This is a genomic window from Microcystis sp. LE19-131.1A (genome assembly GCF_027532015.1).
In the GTDB taxonomy this organism is placed as follows: Bacteria; Cyanobacteriota; Cyanobacteriia; order Cyanobacteriales; family Microcystaceae; genus Microcystis; species Microcystis ichthyoblabe_A.
In genome coordinates, this window is record NZ_JAPZSS010000318.1 from 1 (window position 1) to 18,866 (window position 18,866).

At 41.7% G+C, this 18,866-nt stretch carries 14 protein-coding genes, 1 pseudogene and 1 CRISPR repeat array; of the genes and pseudogenes, 5 read left to right on the top strand and 10 right to left on the bottom strand.

Annotation, left to right across the window (positions count from 1 at the left end; genetic code table 11):
* Positions 1-115: transposase (locus tag O9323_RS22095; RefSeq protein ID WP_130758671.1), on the top strand; the 115-nt coding region annotated here is incomplete at its 5' end.
* A gap of 59 nt (positions 116-174) precedes the next feature.
* A CRISPR array of direct repeats spans positions 175-2,065; the repeat unit is 36 nt; unit sequence CTCTCTACTCGCTAGAGAAATTAATTGAATGGAAAC.
* A gap of 535 nt (positions 2,066-2,600) precedes the next feature.
* Positions 2,601-3,620, top strand: a complete 1,020-nt coding sequence (locus O9323_RS22100) for a methyltransferase (protein ID WP_288125753.1) — start codon at positions 2,601-2,603, stop codon at positions 3,618-3,620.
* A gap of 44 nt (positions 3,621-3,664) precedes the next feature.
* Here the strand turns inward: O9323_RS22100 and O9323_RS22105 are convergent, their stop codons facing one another.
* Both O9323_RS22105 and O9323_RS22110 read right to left on the bottom strand, forming a co-directional pair.
* Entirely contained in the window at positions 3,665-5,098 is a 1,434-nt protein-coding gene (locus O9323_RS22105; protein WP_288125754.1) for a phosphoglucomutase/phosphomannomutase family protein, read from the bottom strand.
* 60 nt (positions 5,099-5,158) lie between these two features.
* Positions 5,159-5,503 carry a hypothetical protein gene (locus O9323_RS22110; protein WP_002751408.1) on the bottom strand — a complete coding sequence of 115 codons (345 nt, stop codon included), beginning with the start codon at positions 5,501-5,503 and terminating at the stop codon, positions 5,159-5,161.
* A gap of 312 nt (positions 5,504-5,815) precedes the next feature.
* On the opposite strand from O9323_RS22110, the gene O9323_RS22115 reads away from it, so the two are divergent.
* On the top strand, positions 5,816-6,649 hold the full coding sequence (locus O9323_RS22115) for a photosystem II manganese-stabilizing polypeptide (protein WP_002738218.1): 834 nt from the start codon (positions 5,816-5,818) through the stop codon (positions 6,647-6,649).
* 360 nt (positions 6,650-7,009) lie between these two features.
* Here O9323_RS22115 and O9323_RS22120 read toward each other — a convergent pair whose 3' ends face one another.
* From O9323_RS22120 to O9323_RS22140, 5 genes are all read right to left on the bottom strand, one after another.
* The gene (locus O9323_RS22120) at positions 7,010-8,074 is read right to left on the bottom strand and encodes a glycosyltransferase family protein (protein WP_288125755.1); all 1,065 of its coding nucleotides are present in this window, start codon (positions 8,072-8,074) and stop codon (positions 7,010-7,012) included.
* A 239-nt stretch (positions 8,075-8,313) separates the two neighbouring features.
* The gene (locus tag O9323_RS22790; RefSeq protein ID WP_353851608.1) at positions 8,314-8,778 is read right to left on the bottom strand and encodes a DUF3226 domain-containing protein; all 465 of its coding nucleotides are present in this window, start codon (positions 8,776-8,778) and stop codon (positions 8,314-8,316) included.
* A gap of 12 nt (positions 8,779-8,790) precedes the next feature.
* Entirely contained in the window at positions 8,791-9,096 is a 306-nt protein-coding gene (locus tag O9323_RS22130) for a DUF3226 domain-containing protein (RefSeq protein ID WP_288125757.1), read from the bottom strand.
* Complete coding sequence (locus O9323_RS22135) at positions 9,093-10,274, bottom strand: AAA family ATPase (protein WP_002751404.1); 1,182 nt, start codon at positions 10,272-10,274, stop codon at positions 9,093-9,095. Before O9323_RS22135 ends, O9323_RS22130 begins: the two co-directional genes overlap by 4 nt.
* A gap of 244 nt (positions 10,275-10,518) precedes the next feature.
* Entirely contained in the window at positions 10,519-11,658 is a 1,140-nt protein-coding gene (locus O9323_RS22140) for a type I restriction endonuclease (RefSeq protein WP_002751403.1), read from the bottom strand.
* A gap of 205 nt (positions 11,659-11,863) precedes the next feature.
* Between O9323_RS22140 and O9323_RS22145 the strand changes: the two are divergent.
* Both O9323_RS22145 and O9323_RS22150 read left to right on the top strand, forming a co-directional pair.
* A pseudogene (locus O9323_RS22145) lies at positions 11,864-12,319 on the top strand (DUF29 domain-containing protein).
* Between the two features lie 12 nt (positions 12,320-12,331).
* Positions 12,332-13,081 (top strand): amino acid ABC transporter ATP-binding protein, encoded by a 750-nt coding sequence (locus tag O9323_RS22150; protein WP_002751401.1) that lies wholly within the window; start codon positions 12,332-12,334, stop codon positions 13,079-13,081.
* 18 nt (positions 13,082-13,099) lie between these two features.
* Here O9323_RS22150 and O9323_RS22155 read toward each other — a convergent pair whose 3' ends face one another.
* The 3 genes from O9323_RS22155 to O9323_RS22165 form a co-directional block, all read right to left on the bottom strand.
* The gene (locus O9323_RS22155; RefSeq protein ID WP_002751399.1) at positions 13,100-14,665 is read right to left on the bottom strand and encodes a cation:proton antiporter; all 1,566 of its coding nucleotides are present in this window, start codon (positions 14,663-14,665) and stop codon (positions 13,100-13,102) included.
* Positions 14,666-14,722: 57 nt separating this feature from the next.
* Positions 14,723-18,025 carry an efflux RND transporter permease subunit gene (locus O9323_RS22160; protein ID WP_002751397.1) on the bottom strand — a complete coding sequence of 1,101 codons (3,303 nt, stop codon included), beginning with the start codon at positions 18,023-18,025 and terminating at the stop codon, positions 14,723-14,725.
* 6 nt (positions 18,026-18,031) lie between these two features.
* The coding region (locus tag O9323_RS22165; RefSeq protein ID WP_288125758.1) for a hypothetical protein at positions 18,032-18,866 on the bottom strand (835 nt) is incomplete at its 5' end.

Below are 18,866 nucleotides of genomic sequence, written 5' to 3' on the forward strand. Positions count from 1 at the left end.
GGTGGTCGAGGGAATCAACAATAAACTTAAACTAATAAAACGGAGAGGCTATGGCTTTAGAAACTTTCGGAATTTTTGGGTTAGAAGTATGTTATCTTGGCATCTTGTATGTTGATTTAGCATAAAGGGTAACGAAGAGCCTCAAGAATTCTGACCCCGAACCTGCTACCACTCCTCTCTACTCGCTAGAGAAATTAATTGAATGGAAACAAATAAATTGTTATAATAGCTGTAAGTTATCCTTACACTCTCTACTCGCTAGAGAAATTAATTGAATGGAAACTTCGTTAGTCCCTGACAATCCTTGCCCCACTGTTTGAGCTCTCTACTCGCTAGAGAAATTAATTGAATGGAAACTTGCATATTAGTGGCTGATAGGTCAGAACAGTCCATTCTCTCTACTCGCTAGAGAAATTAATTGAATGGAAACTACTGCTAGGCTTTTAGACTTCTAGAGTACACATTTACTCTCTCTACTCGCTAGAGAAATTAATTGAATGGAAACAGAAAAATTATAGTAGCCGCCGTTGTCAAAATCTTCATCTCTCTACTCGCTAGAGAAATTAATTGAATGGAAACTCCCAAGATTTGTCGTCATGTTTTTTATCCCCAATCTCTCTACTCGCTAGAGAAATTAATTGAATGGAAACATCAGAGCCGTCACCTCCTGTAATCTAGCACTGGCTCCTACTCTCTACTCGCTAGAGAAATTAATTGAATGGAAACCTAATCCGAACGAAGACTACCGAATAATTCAAAAAGACTCTCTACTCGCTAGAGAAATTAATTGAATGGAAACTCCCCATGCATAGAACGTGATGCTATTTGTCTCTACACCGCTCTCTACTCGCTAGAGAAATTAATTGAATGGAAACAATTGGTTCACTTGGTAGTATAGGAGCCTCTAGCTTTCTCTCTACTCGCTAGAGAAATTAATTGAATGGAAACTTTTAGGGATTCTCTTACAGCAGCTCTTGACATTCGAGACTCTCTACTCGCTAGAGAAATTAATTGAATGGAAACGTGTTGATGGCATCAGCTCACGTTAGTATTGTATTCCTACTCTCTACTCGCTAGAGAAATTAATTGAATGGAAACTCAAGAGTAGCTATTTCGCTATAATCAAACCACTTTCCCTCTCTACTCGCTAGAGAAATTAATTGAATGGAAACTCAGCAAGAAACTGTCTTTTACTATCTTGCTCGACCCCTCTCTCTACTCGCTAGAGAAATTAATTGAATGGAAACTTTGAGATTTCATAATTCTGTCCTCGTGTTTTTGTTTACTCTCTACTCGCTAGAGAAATTAATTGAATGGAAACAGTGAATATTAATTCCCAGTAATCAATTATCAGCTATCACTCTCTACTCGCTAGAGAAATTAATTGAATGGAAACTGAAGTCGAGACCCATTCAAAATGGGATATTATCGGCTCTCTACTCGCTAGAGAAATTAATTGAATGGAAACTTATTCCACTCTTTTTCCCGCGCTTCTTCGGCTTGTTTTCTCTCTACTCGCTAGAGAAATTAATTGAATGGAAACTGAGACTGTTCTTGACAAACTTGATAACTGTATCTCTCTCTCTACTCGCTAGAGAAATTAATTGAATGGAAACTATATAATTAGCAAATGACTGGTAATTAGCGCGTCCAGTCACTCTCTACTCGCTAGAGAAATTAATTGAATGGAAACAAAAATGTTTCCGGCGAAACGGTATTGGAATTGTTGACTCTCTACTCGCTAGAGAAATTAATTGAATGGAAACTTTAAGGATTCCGGGGATGCAGTCTCGCTCGTCGGTTGCTCTCTACTCGCTAGAGAAATTAATTGAATGGAAACTGCCATAGTAAAAATCTTCATCAATTACCCGATACTAACTCTCTACTCGCTAGAGAAATTAATTGAATGGAAACACCAGTTGGGATTGGTGCTATAGATTTCTTCCAAGCGTGTCTCTCTACTCGCTAGAGAAATTAATTGAATGGAAACGAATCATAATTACCCCATATAAGTGTCGGTTTCAGGATCTCTCTACTCGCTAGAGAAATTAATTGAATGGAAAGTCGATCTTGACACGGTTTGAGTTTTGTGGTAGCATATTTTTATATAAAAAGTGTTTTGTTTACACGACCCGCCTCCGAGCGGGTTTTTTATTGCTCTCTACTCGCTAGAGAAATTAATTGAATGGAAAGAGAGCGCTTGTAACCCTCAACCCGACCGACCCCGTCTCTCTACTCGCTAGAGAAATTAATTGAATGGAAACCCCTGACACGATGTAGTAAACCCCCTCTTGATACTCAGGGACTCTCTACTCGCTAGAGAAATTAATTGAATGGAAACCCCTGAATTCCCCGGGCTTTAAGAATCTTTACAAAACTCTCTACTCGCGCTTAGAAATTAATTGAATGGAAACCCGCTTTAAATTTTGGATTGAAATTTTGTGTTTATCTCTCTACTCGCACTTAGAAATTAATTGAATCTCCCCCAATCCCTTTCCTGTTGACCCTTGCAAAAGTGCCTCATCTCAACAGACGATTTAAATGCGCGGGCAGCTTATTCTATATGGTAATGTTTAATTATATTCCCACAAAAGTTGCTTATGTCCTTACCTGAACTCCCTCTTCATCTTCAATTAACCCAAATGGTTTCGGGTTACTGGCTATCTCAGGCCATCTATGCTGCGGCTAAATTAAGTCTAGCCGAGCATTTAAGCAAAGGAACGAAATCCTGTCAAGATTTGGCCTCCCTAACTGAGACTAATCCTGCTGCTTTATACCGACTGATGCGAGCATTAGCTAGTGTAGGAATTTTTCAAGAGACTGAATCTCAACAGTTTATACTAACTCCCTTAGCCGAACATTTATCTAGTGACCATCCCCGGTCAGTAAAAGCGACAGCAATTATGTTAGGAGAAGCCCCCCATTATCAAGCCTGGGGAAATGTGTTACATAGTATTAAAACGGGACAACCATCTTTTGATGATGTCTTTGGGATGGGAGTCTTTGAATATTTTCAAACTCATCCGCTAGATGCCGAGATTTTTGAACAGTCGATGAATAGTTTTTCTTTTTCGGAGGAGAAGGCTATTTTAGCTGTGTATAATTTCTCGGAATTTCAAACCCTAGTAGATGTAGGTGGAGGATACGGTGAGATGTTGGGGACAATCTTAGAGCAATATCCCCACCTCAAAGGGATTCTTTTTGATGAAGAATATGTAATTTCCCATTGTCAACCCACTTTAGAAAAACACGGGATTCTCCATCGTTGTCAAACCGTTGGCGGTAATTTTTTTGAATCCGTACCATCGGGAGGAGATGGCTATTTATTAAAACATATTATTCATGATTGGGATGATCGACGAGCGATTGCTATTTTGAAAAACTGTTGTCAAGCTTTAGATAGCGATGGGAAAGTTTTAGTCTTGGAAATGGTTGTTCCTTCGGGTAATAATCCTTCGGCCGCTAAAATGTTAGACCTAAATATGTTAGTTATGTGTCCGGGAGGTAAGGAAAGAACCGCAGAGGAATTTGAGGAATTGTTGAGTCAAGCGGGATTAAAATTAAATCGAATTATTCCAACTCAAGAAGATATTTGTATTATTGAATGCGTTAAAAAATAATAGAATAGAAAACGGGTTTCTTCAAGAAACTCGTTTTCTATTGTTTAGATATAAGTAGCCCAAGATTTTGCCCAGGCGAGAATTTCATGAACTCGATCGAGGGTTGAAGATTCACAGTAGAGACGCAAAACCGGTTCTGTACCACTAAAGCGAATTAACAACCAACTGCCATCTTCTAAACGGAATTTATAACCGTCGATAGGATTACAATCAGTCACTTGTTTACCGGCAATTTCCCTTAAGGGTTCCTGATCCAAAGCAGTAATTAACTGATCGCGAGCTTCCATATTAGCTAGGGGTAAATCAATGCGATCATACTGAGAATAAAAACCAGTTTTATCCTGTAATTGCGCGTAAAGATCGCTTAAATCTTGGCCCGATTCTACCACTGCTTCCAAAACGTATAAAGCTGATAATAAAGCATCCCGTTCGGGAATGTGAGTACCATAACCGACACCTCCCGACTCTTCCCCACCAATTAACACAGGAGTGGTCAACATTCGATCGGCGATATACTTATAACCGATCGGGGTTTCAAAGACCGATAAACCGTATAAACTGGCTAATTTGGGGATTAAATCGGAACCGCTCACCGTTTTGACAATTTCCCCTCTCATTCCCTTTTTGCCGGCTAAATGCTCGATTAAAATCGGGATGAGATTTTGGGTGCTTAAAAAATTCCCCTGACCATCGATCGCCGCCACTCGATCGCTATCCCCATCGAAGACCAAACCTACTCGCAAAGGGGCTAAATTTGCGCTGTGAGCCAGTTTATCGATGATTTCCGTCAAATTTCTCGGTAAAGGTTCCGGAGAGCCGCCACCGAACAAAGGATCGCGATTGCCGCGTAATTCCGTGATCCCCACCCCCAAAAGACGCTCTAAACCGGTAGCCGCCGCACCGTGCATGACATCGGAATAAACTTTTAGTTGTCCCGATTCGATCGCTTCAGCAATAGCGGCAATATTAACTTTTTGGCGTAAACCCTGACAATAACCCGACCACGGTTCAAAAGTGCTTAATTTACCGGCAGCTGCCTTAAATTGCGGCGGATTAGACAATAAAGCTTCAATTTGTTGGGTAATTTCCGGCGAGACAGAACCACCAAAATAACCTTTAACCTTCAAACCGAGATATTTAGCCGGGTTATGACTGGCGGTTAACACGATCGCACCGAGAGCATTTTCTGATCGAGCTGCCCAACTAAAAGCGGGAGTGGGAGCGTAGGATTGGGAGAGAAGCACATCAAAACCTGCTTTTTGCAGCGATTCCGCCGCAGTTTGAGCAAAATCCTCCGCCATAAACCGCCGATCATAGCCGACGATTATCGTCCGCGAACCCGTGATCTGACCATAATTATCGGCTAAAACCTGAGCCGCCAAGGGAGCGAGCAGAGCAACTCGATCGAAAGTAAAATCGGCGGCGATAATCCCGCGCCAGCCATCGGTTCCAAATTTAATCGGGTTCACGGTGGTCATGATTTACCCCTAAATATCCATTTTTTCAATACTGTAACCCGCTCCGTACTCTCTGGACACTCATTTTTCCAGATCATCGGTTTTTGCCGCCGGATCGAGCGCACCGGCTTCACTGATTAATAATTTTTCCATTAACATTTGTAACTTCATCCGTTCTATATAGGGCCATCCCCCGGTTTCCTCGATATCCCGGAGTAATCCGTATAAATCCTTACGCGTATTGGGTAAAGATGGCTCGAACATCTGCTCGCGAATTTGCCGATGTAAATTTTCTAAAGTTCGCAGCAACCTTAACAAACCGTTACAATCTCCCTGCTGTTCTTCGGCGATCGCTGTCACTGTCGTTACAAGGGAATGTAGTTGGCTATCTAATTGGCTATTATCTCCAGGTAATCGGCTATTCATCGGAATTTCTGCATCTGAAAACAGTCACACCAATCATATCAGTCATCAGCTATCAGTTACTTAGAGCCTCCTGACTTGAAAGAGGGTGTGGGGAAGTGGGGTGTGGGGAAGTGGGGAGAACAAAGCTGCCTATTGCCTATTGCCTATTGCCTATTGCCTTCTGTCTCTCCTCTCCCTGTCTCCCATCTTCTCAATGGTCACTGATCTTTGATAAACTGAGTTTCGGTGAATTGGCGCAACCGATTCGATAATTCATCAGGCTATGGATCAAGGGTAGTAATTGTAAAGATTGACAAAGAGAGGTTGACATAGATGAGATTTCGTGCATTGTTAGTTGCCTTTTTAGCCTTGTGCTTAGGGGTGTTGACAGCTTGTAGCGACGCGCCTAGTGCCGTCCTGAATAGAAACGAGCTAACCTATGATGAAATTTTAAACACTGGATTAGCTAACAAATGTCCGCAGATTTCCGAGTTTACCCGGGGGACTCTCCCCTTAGAAAGCGGCGAAAGTTATGTAGTGACAGATTTGTGCTTGGAACCCCAAGAATATTTTGTCAAGGGTGAACCCATTAATAAGCGGGAAGCGGCCACCTTTATCCCGGGTAAACTCTTAACCAGAGATACCACCAGTTTAGAACAGATGACAGCGACCTTAACCGTAGGCGAAGACGGTGTTTTAACCCTCAAGGAAGAAGACGGTATCGATTTCCAACCCATTACCGTACAATTACCCGGAGGTGAAAGAGTTCCCCTCTTCTTTACCATTAAAGGTTTCACTGGCAAAACCGAAGCTGGATTTAGCTCTATCAACAGTTCCACGGATTTTGAAGGCGACTTTAAAGTTCCCTCCTATCGTGGCGCTGGTTTCTTAGATCCCAAAGGTCGGGGTGTGGTGACGGGTTATGATAATGCTGTCGCTTTACCCGCTAGTGCTGATAGTCAAGATTTCCAGCGTGCTAACGTCAAAGCGACGGAACTGGGTAAAGGTACTATGTCTTTACAGGTGACTAAAGTTGACGCTTCTACTGGCGAGTTTGCTGGTGTTTTTGAAAGTGAACAGCCTTCCGACACCGATTTAGGCGCAAAAGATGCTGAAGAAGTGAAAATTCGCGGCATTTTCTACGGTCGTCTCGAAGCTCGTGCCTAATTAATTTTTGGCTAAGTTCAGAATTTCTGGAAATTAAGGCGAATTTCTCCCTGGAGAAGTTCGCTTTTTTTCTAAGCTTTGACACAATTAATACTAAATCCGTTGAGTATAGGCTACTTATAGAGGAGAGGCACTTATGCAACAGGTAAAAGTTATATTGAGAGAATTAAGCATTAGTTGGTAACTCCCCAGGTTTGCCATGACATAGACATCATTAAGGTTAGTTCTGGTTAATTGCTCGTACAAACTATTTGGCAACACCTCTAATTTTCGCTTTTACTTTTTCAATATGTCAGAGGAACCTTGACAAATCAGAAATTTTCTAGAGCTATTCATATTTTTTATTGAGTATCTACTAAACTATAAACCTAGACGACGGCGAGTTTTTTTGAAACTAAAGGGGGAGTGAGCCATAAATAGCTTCAAAAATTCTAGGCGACTTTGAAGATCACGATATTTTTTTAGGTAGTAAAATAGTGCTTCTAAATCAATATAAACACCCTTGCGATACAGGTAATGCGCTAATTCTATCCCACTAATCTCATTTTTTAAAAGGTCAATTAACTCAAGAGTGCTAGGTAAGCTATTGGGGCAGAATGAGGAACTATAGGCAGAGTTTACCCATGATGGTTCTTTATCTTTAAAGCTTTTAGATTCTGGGTGTCCGAAACCAATATTATAGATCAAAGAAGTTTTAGGAATAAGATGAACCCGATCTTGATACAAAGATGCAAGAGTAAGAGTAATAACCCAGTCAGTTCGATCATTTCTCTCTAGCCAGAACTGGCTCATTATAGTCATTTTTGTTTGCACGGTGGCGGGTATATTATAGAATTTTCCAAAAGGATTATATTGTTTAGGCTGATTGATGAGAGCGATATCATTCCAGCGATCGGACCAGATACCGAATCCCCAAGAAAAAACTCTACGAGAGAGAGCAAAATCCTCTTCGAGCAGAGGATATGCTTGCTCTGGAAAGGTTGCATATCCGCTAATCGAAAAGATTTTTTTATGTTCACGGTATGCCTCTAGCAGACGGCACATACTATCATAAAAATATGGATTGGGAAAGTCATCATCTTCCAAGTAAACAATAGATTCATAAGTGGACAGTATTTCTGTAAAGGCCAAAATGACATTTTGATCACAGCCCAAATTTTGTGATCTTAACCTTATATCTACTGGAATTTTACTAGAGAACTCTTGCAGTAAAGCAATTGTTTGATCGATCAGGGGTAGATCAAGTTCACTTCTTGCTCCATCCACATAGGCAATGATCTGAGGAGGAGATAGAGTCTGTTGGGTTAAACCCTTTAAAACTTCCTTGAGTAGATCGGGACGAGTAAAAACTGTTAAAATAACTGGCGGCAAAGAACTAGGTAAAGGCACCTCATCAAGAGACATTGGTAAATTTGTTAAATTCATAGACTACCGCAAAACAAAAATTTTAACATCTGCATAAATCATGCCCAATATGGTAACACCTTAATTTGACTGTGTCAAGCTTAATCACACTTCGATAACTCCCAGCTAGAATTTTTTGACCTTAACTTGAGAGAAAACTTTTATTATAATGCTCGGATATCCTGTCTCCTTTTCATGACCACTTGTTAACCGTAACTTCCTAGTTGGTAACTCTCCAAGTTTTCAGCAGATCAATATAATTATATTGACTCCATTTTGAGGAGTTGTTTTAGAAAAGTTAAGAGATTTTCTAGTGATGGTATTTGCATTAAAGTTTGCTCGCTAATCCACCGATCATCAGAAATAGTTGCGGTGTTGGTTTTTCCCGGTTTAAGAATACTAGCAACTGCGGCAATAGTGGCTTTTTCTTTATCAAAAGGTTTCCAGCCAATTTGACTAATTTTTTCCTCGGAAAATTGTTGAATATATGCTTTTGCTCTGTTCATATATTCAGGATAGGCGATTTTTCCACAATCACAAAGTAGGGTATCTAAGACACCTTGATCAACATTATTAGGCAGTATATATAATCCGACTCTTGGTCTATTTTCTTGAATAGTTCCCGTGGCAGCTACTACCCTGGGAAAGTCGGGAAAATATTCCCGAAAACCCTGATGATATTTGCGAGCAACTTCTGCCGGGTTATCTTTATCCGCATCGGCAATAACGGCAAAAGCTTATAATTCATTGTTATAATCCATATCGGCAAGTTTATTGGTTAAATTTTTAATTAATTCACTGCCACCCCCGGCATAAATTGCCACGGATAAAGTCTCAGTATAAAGAATAGATGGCATATCGAGTCTGATGTAAAGTTTTCCAGTTTTAGGAGGAGGATATTTCGGAATAAATTTTTTCCAAATTGGTTCTAGATTTGAGAGTTCTTCACATTTAGAAAACCCCAGAAGTTTACACATAACTTTCACCAGAAAAGCTTGATCATGATTACCTTCCACTCCAATCAATATATGTTCTCGACTCACCAACGAACCTCCTGTCCTAAGTCTTCTCGTAAACTTTTTAATCGAGTCCAATCATGTCTAACTACTCTAGTATAATTTTCCTTTGGTTCGAGACGATAAAGCACCAAATCTGATTCTCGTTCAGTAACTTCTAACAGAGCATCAACAGCTTCTAGACTGTGGGTAGTAGCAAACAGTTGTACATTCATTTTTTGACACCATTTAACTAACCAATTAAAAGAACTTTGCAGTGCCTCTGTATGAATAGATGATTCTAATTCATCAATGAATAAAATTCCACCTTTAACACTGGCAAGTTTGAGGGCAATATGAAGTAAGCGACGCACCCCGTCACCAAAGGTACTAACGGGTACAAGTCCCAATTTTTCGTGTTGAATATAAATGTTAAATCTGGAAGATAAAGAATGAGGAGGTAAGAGAATTTCTAAATCAGAAATATTACTGTCCATTTGACGCAGTAAATCGATAACATCTGTTTTGAAATTGGCAAATCTCACTTCTGAAAGTAATCGAAATTGACCAATATCAGAACGATGAGAAGCGGGACTAACCAGAGAAGTTAGTAAGCTAGGTTCTTTTTTTCCCGATAGTCTAGAGAGAGCGCTATTTTCCCAAAGTTGATAGTTTTCTTTCAGGGGATTTTGGGGATAATTAATTAAACTTAATTGTTCTTCAGCAAGAAATACTGTTATCGATAATTTAATACCTTTTCTTGTTTCCCATAAATCTTCATTATTATCGATTAAATCTTCATTTTCTTCGCTAATTATCTGATTAATATGAAGCTTGTCTTCGGGACTGTCAATTAAAATAATTCCTTCGAGTTCTTCATAAATTGCCTCGATTTTCTGAACTTTAAAGGAGCCATTTCCTGTGATTGATATAACCCCGTGATTAAGTTTTTCTTGCTCAATCATTGCATCGTGGGTAAATAACCACTGTAGGGAATCTAGATAAGGAGTCCGAGAAACTCTGTACTCTTGTTCTCTTTGTCTAGCAGTATTTAGCCAAACTTTTAGATCTAAGGGATGACAGTAAATAGATAACGCTTCGAGAACGCTGGTTTTTCCCGAATTATTAATTCCCACAAGCAGGTTAATCTGTCCGAGATTCTTTAGCTCAAGCTCTCGCAGTCCTCTAAACTGGTGAATGGTAATGTTTTCTAGGCTTTTAGTCATAAACTTAGTTTAGCTGAAAAGGGTGACAAAAAACTAAGTCATCTACTCAAATGTATTGAAGTTTTAATGAACTTCTAGTTATCAGCTTTTTCCTATCTCCTGTTTCCCGTCTCCTTTTCATGACCACTTACTTAACCGTAACTTCCTATACCTAGATAAAATTTTACAACCATAATCAGCGATTACTAAAAATTATATCATTAAAAACCCCTATCGGTCGTTAAAGAGATAGGGGCTAATTATTTTAGATACTTTCCGTTTTTTCTGACTTGCTTTTATAAATATCTTGAGTCAGATAGCGGATACGAGATTTCAGAAATTCAGCGACTCCATAAATTTCATCAAGATTGTTTATATTCGTGGTTGCTTCTTTACCAGTTTCGACATTATCGGGAATACTGATTGATTTCTTGCCAGTTTTTTCATGGAAGCGCAGACGACAGACTGTTTTGGTTACTTTTCCATCTAAGTTGATACCAAAATAACTTCTAGTGTCTTTGAATTGAATGCGTGCGGTATTGATTTCTTCCCGTAGAATTGATTTAATAATGTAAAATCCTTCCAATTCTTCGGGGGTCGTATTAATTTTATCTTCCCCTGTTTCTTCTGGTGGAGTATCTTCTGCTGCTGATGTATCAGGAGGATTTGTTTCAGGTTCTTTTCCTAAAACTTCCTCAAATTTTTCTTTGATGATATCATTGATATACTCTTTGAGAGAACGCTTAATAATTTCTGTGAATTTTTCGACAACCGATGCAGTTCTCACCCCAGAATACACATGACTAACAAAAAACTTAACAAATTCGGGGGAAGGATCATTTAATTGCTGGGCAATCACTTTTTTAACTTCTTTGGTGTACAATAAATTGCGAGCAGCCTCTTTTATTTTGCCAGAATTGAAGTCAGATGTGCTAGTGCTAGATTTAGAAAATCGTTTTAATTCGTTAACAGAAGATTCGTCAAAGTCGAGGATGTTAAACTCAAAAAATGGCTTATCGTCCATGATATTATCCTTGACGGTATCCGTATAAAACCGATAGATAATCCCATTAGTTAAAACTCCAAAGTTAGCTCCAGTTGCGATAAAATATCGATGCAGTTGGGAACTATGTTTAGGATGCTCAAGATTTTGATGACAGCTTTTACATTCCATCAAAATAATCGGTTGATTGTCCAAACAAATAGCATAATCTACTTTTTCCCCTTTTAATCCAGTTAAATCGGCACTATATTCGGGGTGAACTTCCATGGGATTGAATACATCGTAACCCCATGCTTGCAAAAAAGGCATAATAAAAGCTGTTTTGGTTGCCTGTTCGTTTTGGATTTGAGAACGAGAGATTTCAACTTTTTGAGCAATTTCTTTGAGTTTATCGATTTCCATGATAGCCTCATTATCTAGGATGTGTGAGTTATCTTCTCAGCCTAACCATAATTTAACCTTTTTTTTACCTCATGGTCAAGCATTTTTGACGGTCATCATCATTAATTCAAGAATATTTACACTAATCCCGTGCCATCCGGATATTTTGTGCTATCATTTCTAGGAATGGGTTATTTTTAATAATGTCCCCATTTGATCAAAGACAATGCTTGCTTTAGAACAGCTTTATGAACGGGAGTATGATCGCTGGTTAAGCGAGACGATCGAGTTATTAAAAAATCGTCAGTTAGATCAGTTAGATTACGAACATTTAATCGAGGAGTTGGCAGCTTTGAGACGAAGCGAAAAAACTGCTGTTAAAAGTTTAATTTTATCGATAATAATCTAGCTGCTACTCTATCAATTTTGGACAACAGAAAGAGAAAAAAATAGTAATCATTGGGCGGCAGAGATTATCACTTTTCGAGTACAATTAGAATATAAGCTCACCACCAATTTAAGTAAATTTCTAGAACTAGAACTAGAGTTAGAAAATATCTATGAAAACGCTCGCTTAATTGCAGAAAAAAAGACAGGATTAAAAAATTTACCGATAATTTGTCCCTACTCTCTGAGACAAATTCTTGAGAAACAGTGGTTTCCCGATACAGATAATCAATAAACTCTCAAAAATATGGAATCTCACAACAGTGAACCGATTATAATTGCCGAAGCGGTGGAAAAATGGTATGATAACCGCTTTCATGCTTTACGGGGAGTGAATCTCACCGTTAATAAACAGGAAGTTGTCGTGATTATGGGGCCGTCCGGTTCAGGAAAATCCACCTTTATTCGCACTTTTAACGGTTTGGAATCCTATCAAAAAGGTCGCATTATTATTGACGGAATAACTGTGTCCCACAACCTGAAAAATATCGAGGTAATCCGTCAGGAAGTCGGCATGGTTTTTCAACAATTTAACCTCTTTCCCCATCTGACGGTATTAGATAATGTCACCCTCGGACCAATGTGGGTGCGCGGTTGGAAAAAAGCCAAAGCGGAGGAAATAGCGAGAAAACTCCTCGAAAAAGTTGGTATTCTCGAACAAGCACTTAAATATCCCCCTCAGTTATCGGGAGGACAACAGCAGCGGGTGGCAATCGTTCGCGCTTTAGCTATGCAGCCGAAGGTGATGTTATTCGATGAACCCACCTCAGCTTTAGATCCGGAAATGGTGCGAGAAGTCTTGGAAACGATGCAAAGTTTAGCCAAATCCGGGATGACCATGGTTTGTGTCACCCACGAGGTAGGATTCGCGCGAGAAGTGGCCGATCGAGTGGTATTTATGGATCAGGGTTTAATTTTGGAAATTGCCCCCCCAGCAGAATTTTTTAATCATCCCCAATCCGATCGAACTCAGCAATTTTTAGCAAAAATTCTTTGATTTTCCATGACTTGATCATTAAACCATCTCTTTTTCTTCTTCTACCTCCACTAAAAGGGGAACGAGATTTTCATTTAAACGACCGGCTCGAATTAATTCTGCGTAGGTATTAGCTTCTATATCGAGTAAAGTATCTTGAAATTGTTCGGCCACCACATCTTTTAATTGTGGATGTTCCTGTAGTAATTTTTGCAACTGATCCCGCAAGGACTTTAATTGTCCTTCCACCAGAGTTTTTTTGTCGCGATAAAATTCGGGATCGATATCGGGAAAACGTTCTGGTTGTTGCAGATAATTAGACACCCTAGTTAAAGCAATTTGACGAGCAATTAGGGCCGAATATTCGGTGCGAATCGGTTGATCACCAATAAGATTGAGGGCATTTAACAGCCATTGTATAGATAATCCTTGCACCAATAAAGTAAATAAAACCACCCCAAAAACCACGTCAATAATTTCTTGACGGTAGGGGATAGACGTGGGAACACTTAACGCTAGGGCGATCGAAACCGAACCGCGCAATCCTCCCCACCATAACACCGTTCTTTCCTTGAAACTGATCCTATTACCCGTAATTAGGTTACTAATTCCCCCTAGTCCAAAAATTGAGAACAGACGGGAAACCACCATAGCAGCGATCGCTATTAAAATCCCGCTTAAGTGACTACCAAGACTCTCAAAACGGGTTTGATCGCCGATCAGTAAAAAGATGATGGAATTGACAAAAAAGGCGATAAATTCCCAAAATTCGCTAACTACCAGGCGCGTGCGGGGACTCATACCAATGCGCGAACCGAGATTACCGAGAATAATCCCGACAATTACCACCCCAATCACACCGGATCCGCCTAATTTTTCCGTGACGAGATAGGTTCCATAGGCAGAAACTAGGGTGAGAGACTGTTCCACAAAAGGCAGATCAAAGCGTTGGGTAAGGTAGGAAATGCCGAAACCGATCACGCAACCCACACCGATGCCAATCCCCACAAAGGTGCAGAAACGAGCGATCGTCACGGGGACGGAAAAGGTATCGACTCCCAAGGGAATCCCCACCAAGAGGACGAAAGCGACCACAGCGACCCCATCATTAAAGAGACTTTCCCCTTCCATCAGGATCGTCAGTTTTTTACTGGCCCCCAATTCTTTAAATAGGGCAATTACAGAGACGGGATCGGTGGCAGCTAGGGCAGCCCCCAAGAGAAAAGCGATCGATAGGGGTAAATTAGCAAAGATATGTAGGGGATAGGCGACTCCCAAAACGGAGATAATCACCCCGATAACGGCAAAAAGGACGATAGTAACCCAATATTCCTTTAATTTAGCCCAGGGAATATTCCAAGCGGCTTCAAATAACAGGGGAGGCAGAAAAATTTCCAGAATTAATTCCGGGGAAAGATTAACTAGACGCAAATCTAAAAAAGCTAAACCCATACCGACAATAACTAACAGCAGGGTGTAGGGAATTTTGCGGAGGAAGGCAACGGTTCTCGATAAAGTGGCGACACTCAAGGAAATGGTCAAAACTAGCAGGAATTGCTCTAAATTATGAGCGATCGCCTCGTTAGCAGTAGATTCTAGACTCATTATTTTCAGTTATCAGTTATCAGTTATCAGTTATCACTGAAAAAGTCTCCTAACACCCTAGTCATTCGGGGACTGAGGAGAGATTTTCAAAGAGGAAATGGCCTCTTCTTCTATGGGGGTTTCCGATGTATTTCTTTCCCCACCCAGAGAGGGAGTTTTACTATTGCCAGAACCGCCACTTTTCGGGGGTTTCGAGGAGAGGAATCGGGCCTCGAACTGTTTGATCAGCACATACAAAACCGGGACAAGAAATAAACTCAACACCGTGGAAATCAGATAACCGCCTAGGATTGCAGTTCCCAGGGACCAACGACTCATCGCTCCGGCGCCGGAAGCGATAACCAAGGGCAAGAAACCGACTAAACCGGAAATAGCCGTCATCAGAATTGGTCTTAAGCGTTCCGTCGAGGCCCGGGCTGCCGCATCGGGAATACTTAAACCCAAAGTACGGGACTGGTTAGCGAATTCCACGATCAAGATGGCATTTTTAGCCGCTAAACCGATCAACATGACCAAAGCCACCTGAGCATAGATATTATTATTCACCGCCGGGAAGAGACTACCCACTTGTAGGAAATTCGCCCGCAACAGTAAGGCCCCCATGGCACCTAGGATCGCTAGGGGAACGGTAATCATGATGATAATCGGGTCGATATAGCTTTCGTACTGGGCTGCGAGTACGAGGAAAACCACGATAAAGGCTAATCCGAAGATAACTGGGGCAGCCCCGGCGGAAGTTTTTTCTTGGAAAGCCGTACCCGTCCAAGCGTAACCGAAACCGGGCTGCAGGACTTTCCGACAAACATCTTCCATCACTGCGATCGCCTGTCCCGTACTAAAACCGGGGGCGGGACTACCCTGAACGTTAATCGAGGGATAGAGGTTAAAGTTAGTGATAATCGGTGGATAGGTGAAGCGTTTGACGCTAATTAAACCGGATAGGGGAATATTGGCCCCGGTACGGGAACGGACGTAAAGACGGTTAATATCTTCGGGATTAGAACGATAATCCGCTTCTGCTTGGGCAAAGACTCGATACAAGCGATCGCCTAAGACGAATTGGTTAACGAAGTTGGAACCGAGATAGGTTTGCAGGGTCCCGAACACGGCCTGCATATCGACGTTTTGGGCCTGTAGCTGGTTGCGATTGATGGAAAGTTCCAGCATCGGCGTGTCGGTGGTAAATTGGGTGAAAATTCCCGATAATTCCGGTCTTGTTCGGGCCTCGGCCATGACTTTATTAGCGTTGTCAATCAAAGCGTCCATGGGGAAAGAAGCGCGGTTTTGGATAAATAACTCGAAACCGCCAGTAGAACTTAATCCATCCACGGGGGGCGCATTAACGGCGAAAGCGCGAGCATCTCGGACTTTAGTGGCTAATTGTTGGTTAATTTTCCTGAGAATGCCGAAAACTGACTTATCTTCCCCAGTCCGTTCCGACCATTCTTTTAACTTGACAAAAAATAGCCCTTGGTTGCTGCCACTTCCGGCAAAACTAAAGCCCGCCATACCGACAAAGTGTTCGATTTCTTCGATACCGTCGAGAATTTCTTCGTTAATCTGACGGATAATCTGGTCGGTGTAGCGCAGGGAAACCCCGGGGGGGGCTTGCACCAAAACGAAGGCATAACCTTGGTCTTCTTCGGGGATAAAACCCTGGGGAGTGGTGCTATAACTCCAAGCTGTGAGAAAGAGGGCGGCGATAAAGAAGGGTAAGACCAGAAACCGAACTCGGATCAGAAATTCGATCGAGCGTTGATAACCTTCTTTAACTGCGTTGAAACCCCGATTAAAGCCCTCGAAAAACAGTCCCAAGGGTCCGCGGGTGCCTTGGGGCGGTTTCATGATAATCGCCGACATGGTGGGGGAAAAACTGAGGGCGTTAAAGGTGGATATCAGAATTGAAGCGGAGATGATGACGGCAAATTGTCGATAAACGATCCCCACCGTACCGGGGAAGAAGGTGACGGGAATAAAAACCGCAAATAGTACAAGAGAACTGGCAATTACCGCCGAGGTTAACTCACCCATGGCATCGAGGGAAGCTTGAAATGGCCGCATTCCCTGTCGTAATTTTTCCGATACCGCCTCTACAACCACGATGCCGTCGTCCACCACTAACCCAGTGGCCAGAATGACGGCAAACAAGGAGAGGTTATTGAGAGAATAGCCTAAAGCCAGGGCGACGGCCATGGTTCCGATCAAAGATACGGGAATAGCGATCGCTGGAATGATCGTGGTGCGCCAATCCTGAAGGAAGATAAAAATGACTAGAATAACCAGTAAAATCGCCTCCACCAGAGTGCCAACGGCTTCTTCCAGGGAAGCGGCGACAAAGGCGGTATTATCGAGGGTAATGGCGATATTTAACCCCGGGGGAAAACTCGGTTCTAGTTCCGCCATTTTTTCTTTCACCAGTTTGGCGGTATTCCAAGCGTTGGAACCGGGCAACTGATAGACGATATAGACGACGGCGGGGGATTTGTCGAAATAGGCGGCGGTACTGTAGCTTTCGGCTCCGATTTCTGCGCGGCCTACGTCTTTAATGCGGATTAAATCGCCATTTTCCCCGACTTTGACGACGATATTTTCTGCTTCCTCCCCGGTGGCAACCCTACCAACGGCGCGAATTGCGATCTGGAATTGCTGCTCTTCGGGACTGGGATCACCGCCAATTGTCCCCGCACCCACCTGAATATTCTGTTCTCGGATCGCCTGTACTACTTGCTCCGCCGATACACCCCTAGCGGCTAAAGCATCGGGATTAAGCCAAAAACGCAGGGCGTATTCCCTTTCCCCGATGATGGTTGTACTACCAACTCCCTCGATCCGGCGAATCTCGGCATCTATGACTCGGTCAACAAAGTTACTTAAAAAAACTGTATCGTAGGGATAATTGCCCTTTTCGTCCGGTTTGGCGGAAATCCCGTAGGCAAGGGTAACGCTGGGGGATTGGGTATTGGTTGTCACCCCCTGCCGGTTCACTTCTTCCGGTAAACTAGCGGCGGCGGTACTGACACGGTTTTGTACCAAGACTTGGGCAATGTTACGATCCATTTCCACCGGGAAAAAGACATTCACCGTACTTTGTCCGGTGTTGGTACTCTGGGACTGCATATAAACAATCTGTTCTGTCCCGTTAATCTGGCGATCGAGTACCGTGGTAACGTTATCCTGTACGGTTTTGGCATCGGTTCCCAAATAGTTGGCATTCACCGCTACCTGAATAAATGCCAACTGGGGCAGTTTTTCTAGGGGTAAAAAGGGAATAGCGATCGCCCCGATCAAAACGATTAAAATCGAGCAAACTGTGGTCAGAACGGGTCTTTTAATGAAAGTATCGGCAATACTGAGGATCATAGGGCGTTACTGGTTCATCTTTTCTAGGATAGTTGCGGCAGTGGGAGATTTACGAGTCAGATAATTAAATATTAATAGTTTAAAGATGGTATCTAGGATAACGGGAACAGTGGCCACAAACAAGCTAATGAATGTAATATTCTCGCGCCAACCAAAGTGCCGGAACAAAGTTTCTAGGATTACCGTCCAACCCTCCGCCGAGTGAAACCCGACAAATATATCGGTAAAGAGGATAAAGATAAAGGCTTTGGTGATATCATTTAAGCTGAGAAAATAACGACTAACATAGGCTTGCGTAATCGCCAATTGTTGACGACCAAAAATTAAGATGGCAATAAAGGCTATTACTCCAGTAATATCGGAGAGCAAGTTTTTCCAACCATCTTGACTTTCATAACCCGCTTCTCTGAATAATTCTTGCACCTGTTCCCGAAAGGTTTCTTCTGATTCTTGCCCTGCTTTTGCTACTCCTAAAACGTGCTTGATTTCTTGTATTTCTTGAAGTCTAGCAAATTCCCTGAGATATTTTTCACCAATTTCCTGAGAAATATAAACTTCTGATATTTTCGCTCTATCCACACCAAAATAGTTTAAGACAGGGCTAAAAATAAAGTTTCTACTAATAACCTGCACCGAGAGAGGAACTAAAATAATAATCAGGATAAAACGGATAGCGATGCGCTGCTGTTGTCGCAGGGTACGGAGTTGTTTGATGACAGTTTGTTCGTATTCGGGGGTTAATTCTTGCTGGAAGTTAAAAAATTTATTACTGGTTGCAGGAGAAATTATCTGGTTATCTTTATCCCTGGGTTTATCACTGGTGAGATTGGTATTAGGCAGA

What these genes read in the sequence shown, in the direction of transcription:
- O9323_RS22100 (WP_288125753.1), top strand. Translation starts at nt 2,601, where the DNA reads ATGTCCTTACCTGAACTCCCTCTTCATCTTCAATTAACCCAAATGGTT.
- O9323_RS22105 (WP_288125754.1), bottom strand. Translation starts at nt 5,098, where the DNA reads ATGACCACCGTGAACCCGATTAAATTTGGAACCGATGGCTGGCGCGGG.
- O9323_RS22110 (WP_002751408.1), bottom strand. Translation starts at nt 5,503, where the DNA reads ATGAATAGCCGATTACCTGGAGATAATAGCCAATTAGATAGCCAACTA.
- O9323_RS22115 (WP_002738218.1), top strand. Translation starts at nt 5,816, where the DNA reads ATGAGATTTCGTGCATTGTTAGTTGCCTTTTTAGCCTTGTGCTTAGGG.
- O9323_RS22120 (WP_288125755.1), bottom strand. Translation starts at nt 8,074, where the DNA reads ATGAATTTAACAAATTTACCAATGTCTCTTGATGAGGTGCCTTTACCT.
- O9323_RS22135 (WP_002751404.1), bottom strand. Translation starts at nt 10,274, where the DNA reads ATGACTAAAAGCCTAGAAAACATTACCATTCACCAGTTTAGAGGACTG.
- O9323_RS22140 (WP_002751403.1), bottom strand. Translation starts at nt 11,658, where the DNA reads ATGGAAATCGATAAACTCAAAGAAATTGCTCAAAAAGTTGAAATCTCT.
- O9323_RS22150 (WP_002751401.1), top strand. Translation starts at nt 12,332, where the DNA reads ATGGAATCTCACAACAGTGAACCGATTATAATTGCCGAAGCGGTGGAA.
- O9323_RS22155 (WP_002751399.1), bottom strand. Translation starts at nt 14,665, where the DNA reads ATGAGTCTAGAATCTACTGCTAACGAGGCGATCGCTCATAATTTAGAG.
- O9323_RS22160 (WP_002751397.1), bottom strand. Translation starts at nt 18,025, where the DNA reads ATGATCCTCAGTATTGCCGATACTTTCATTAAAAGACCCGTTCTGACC.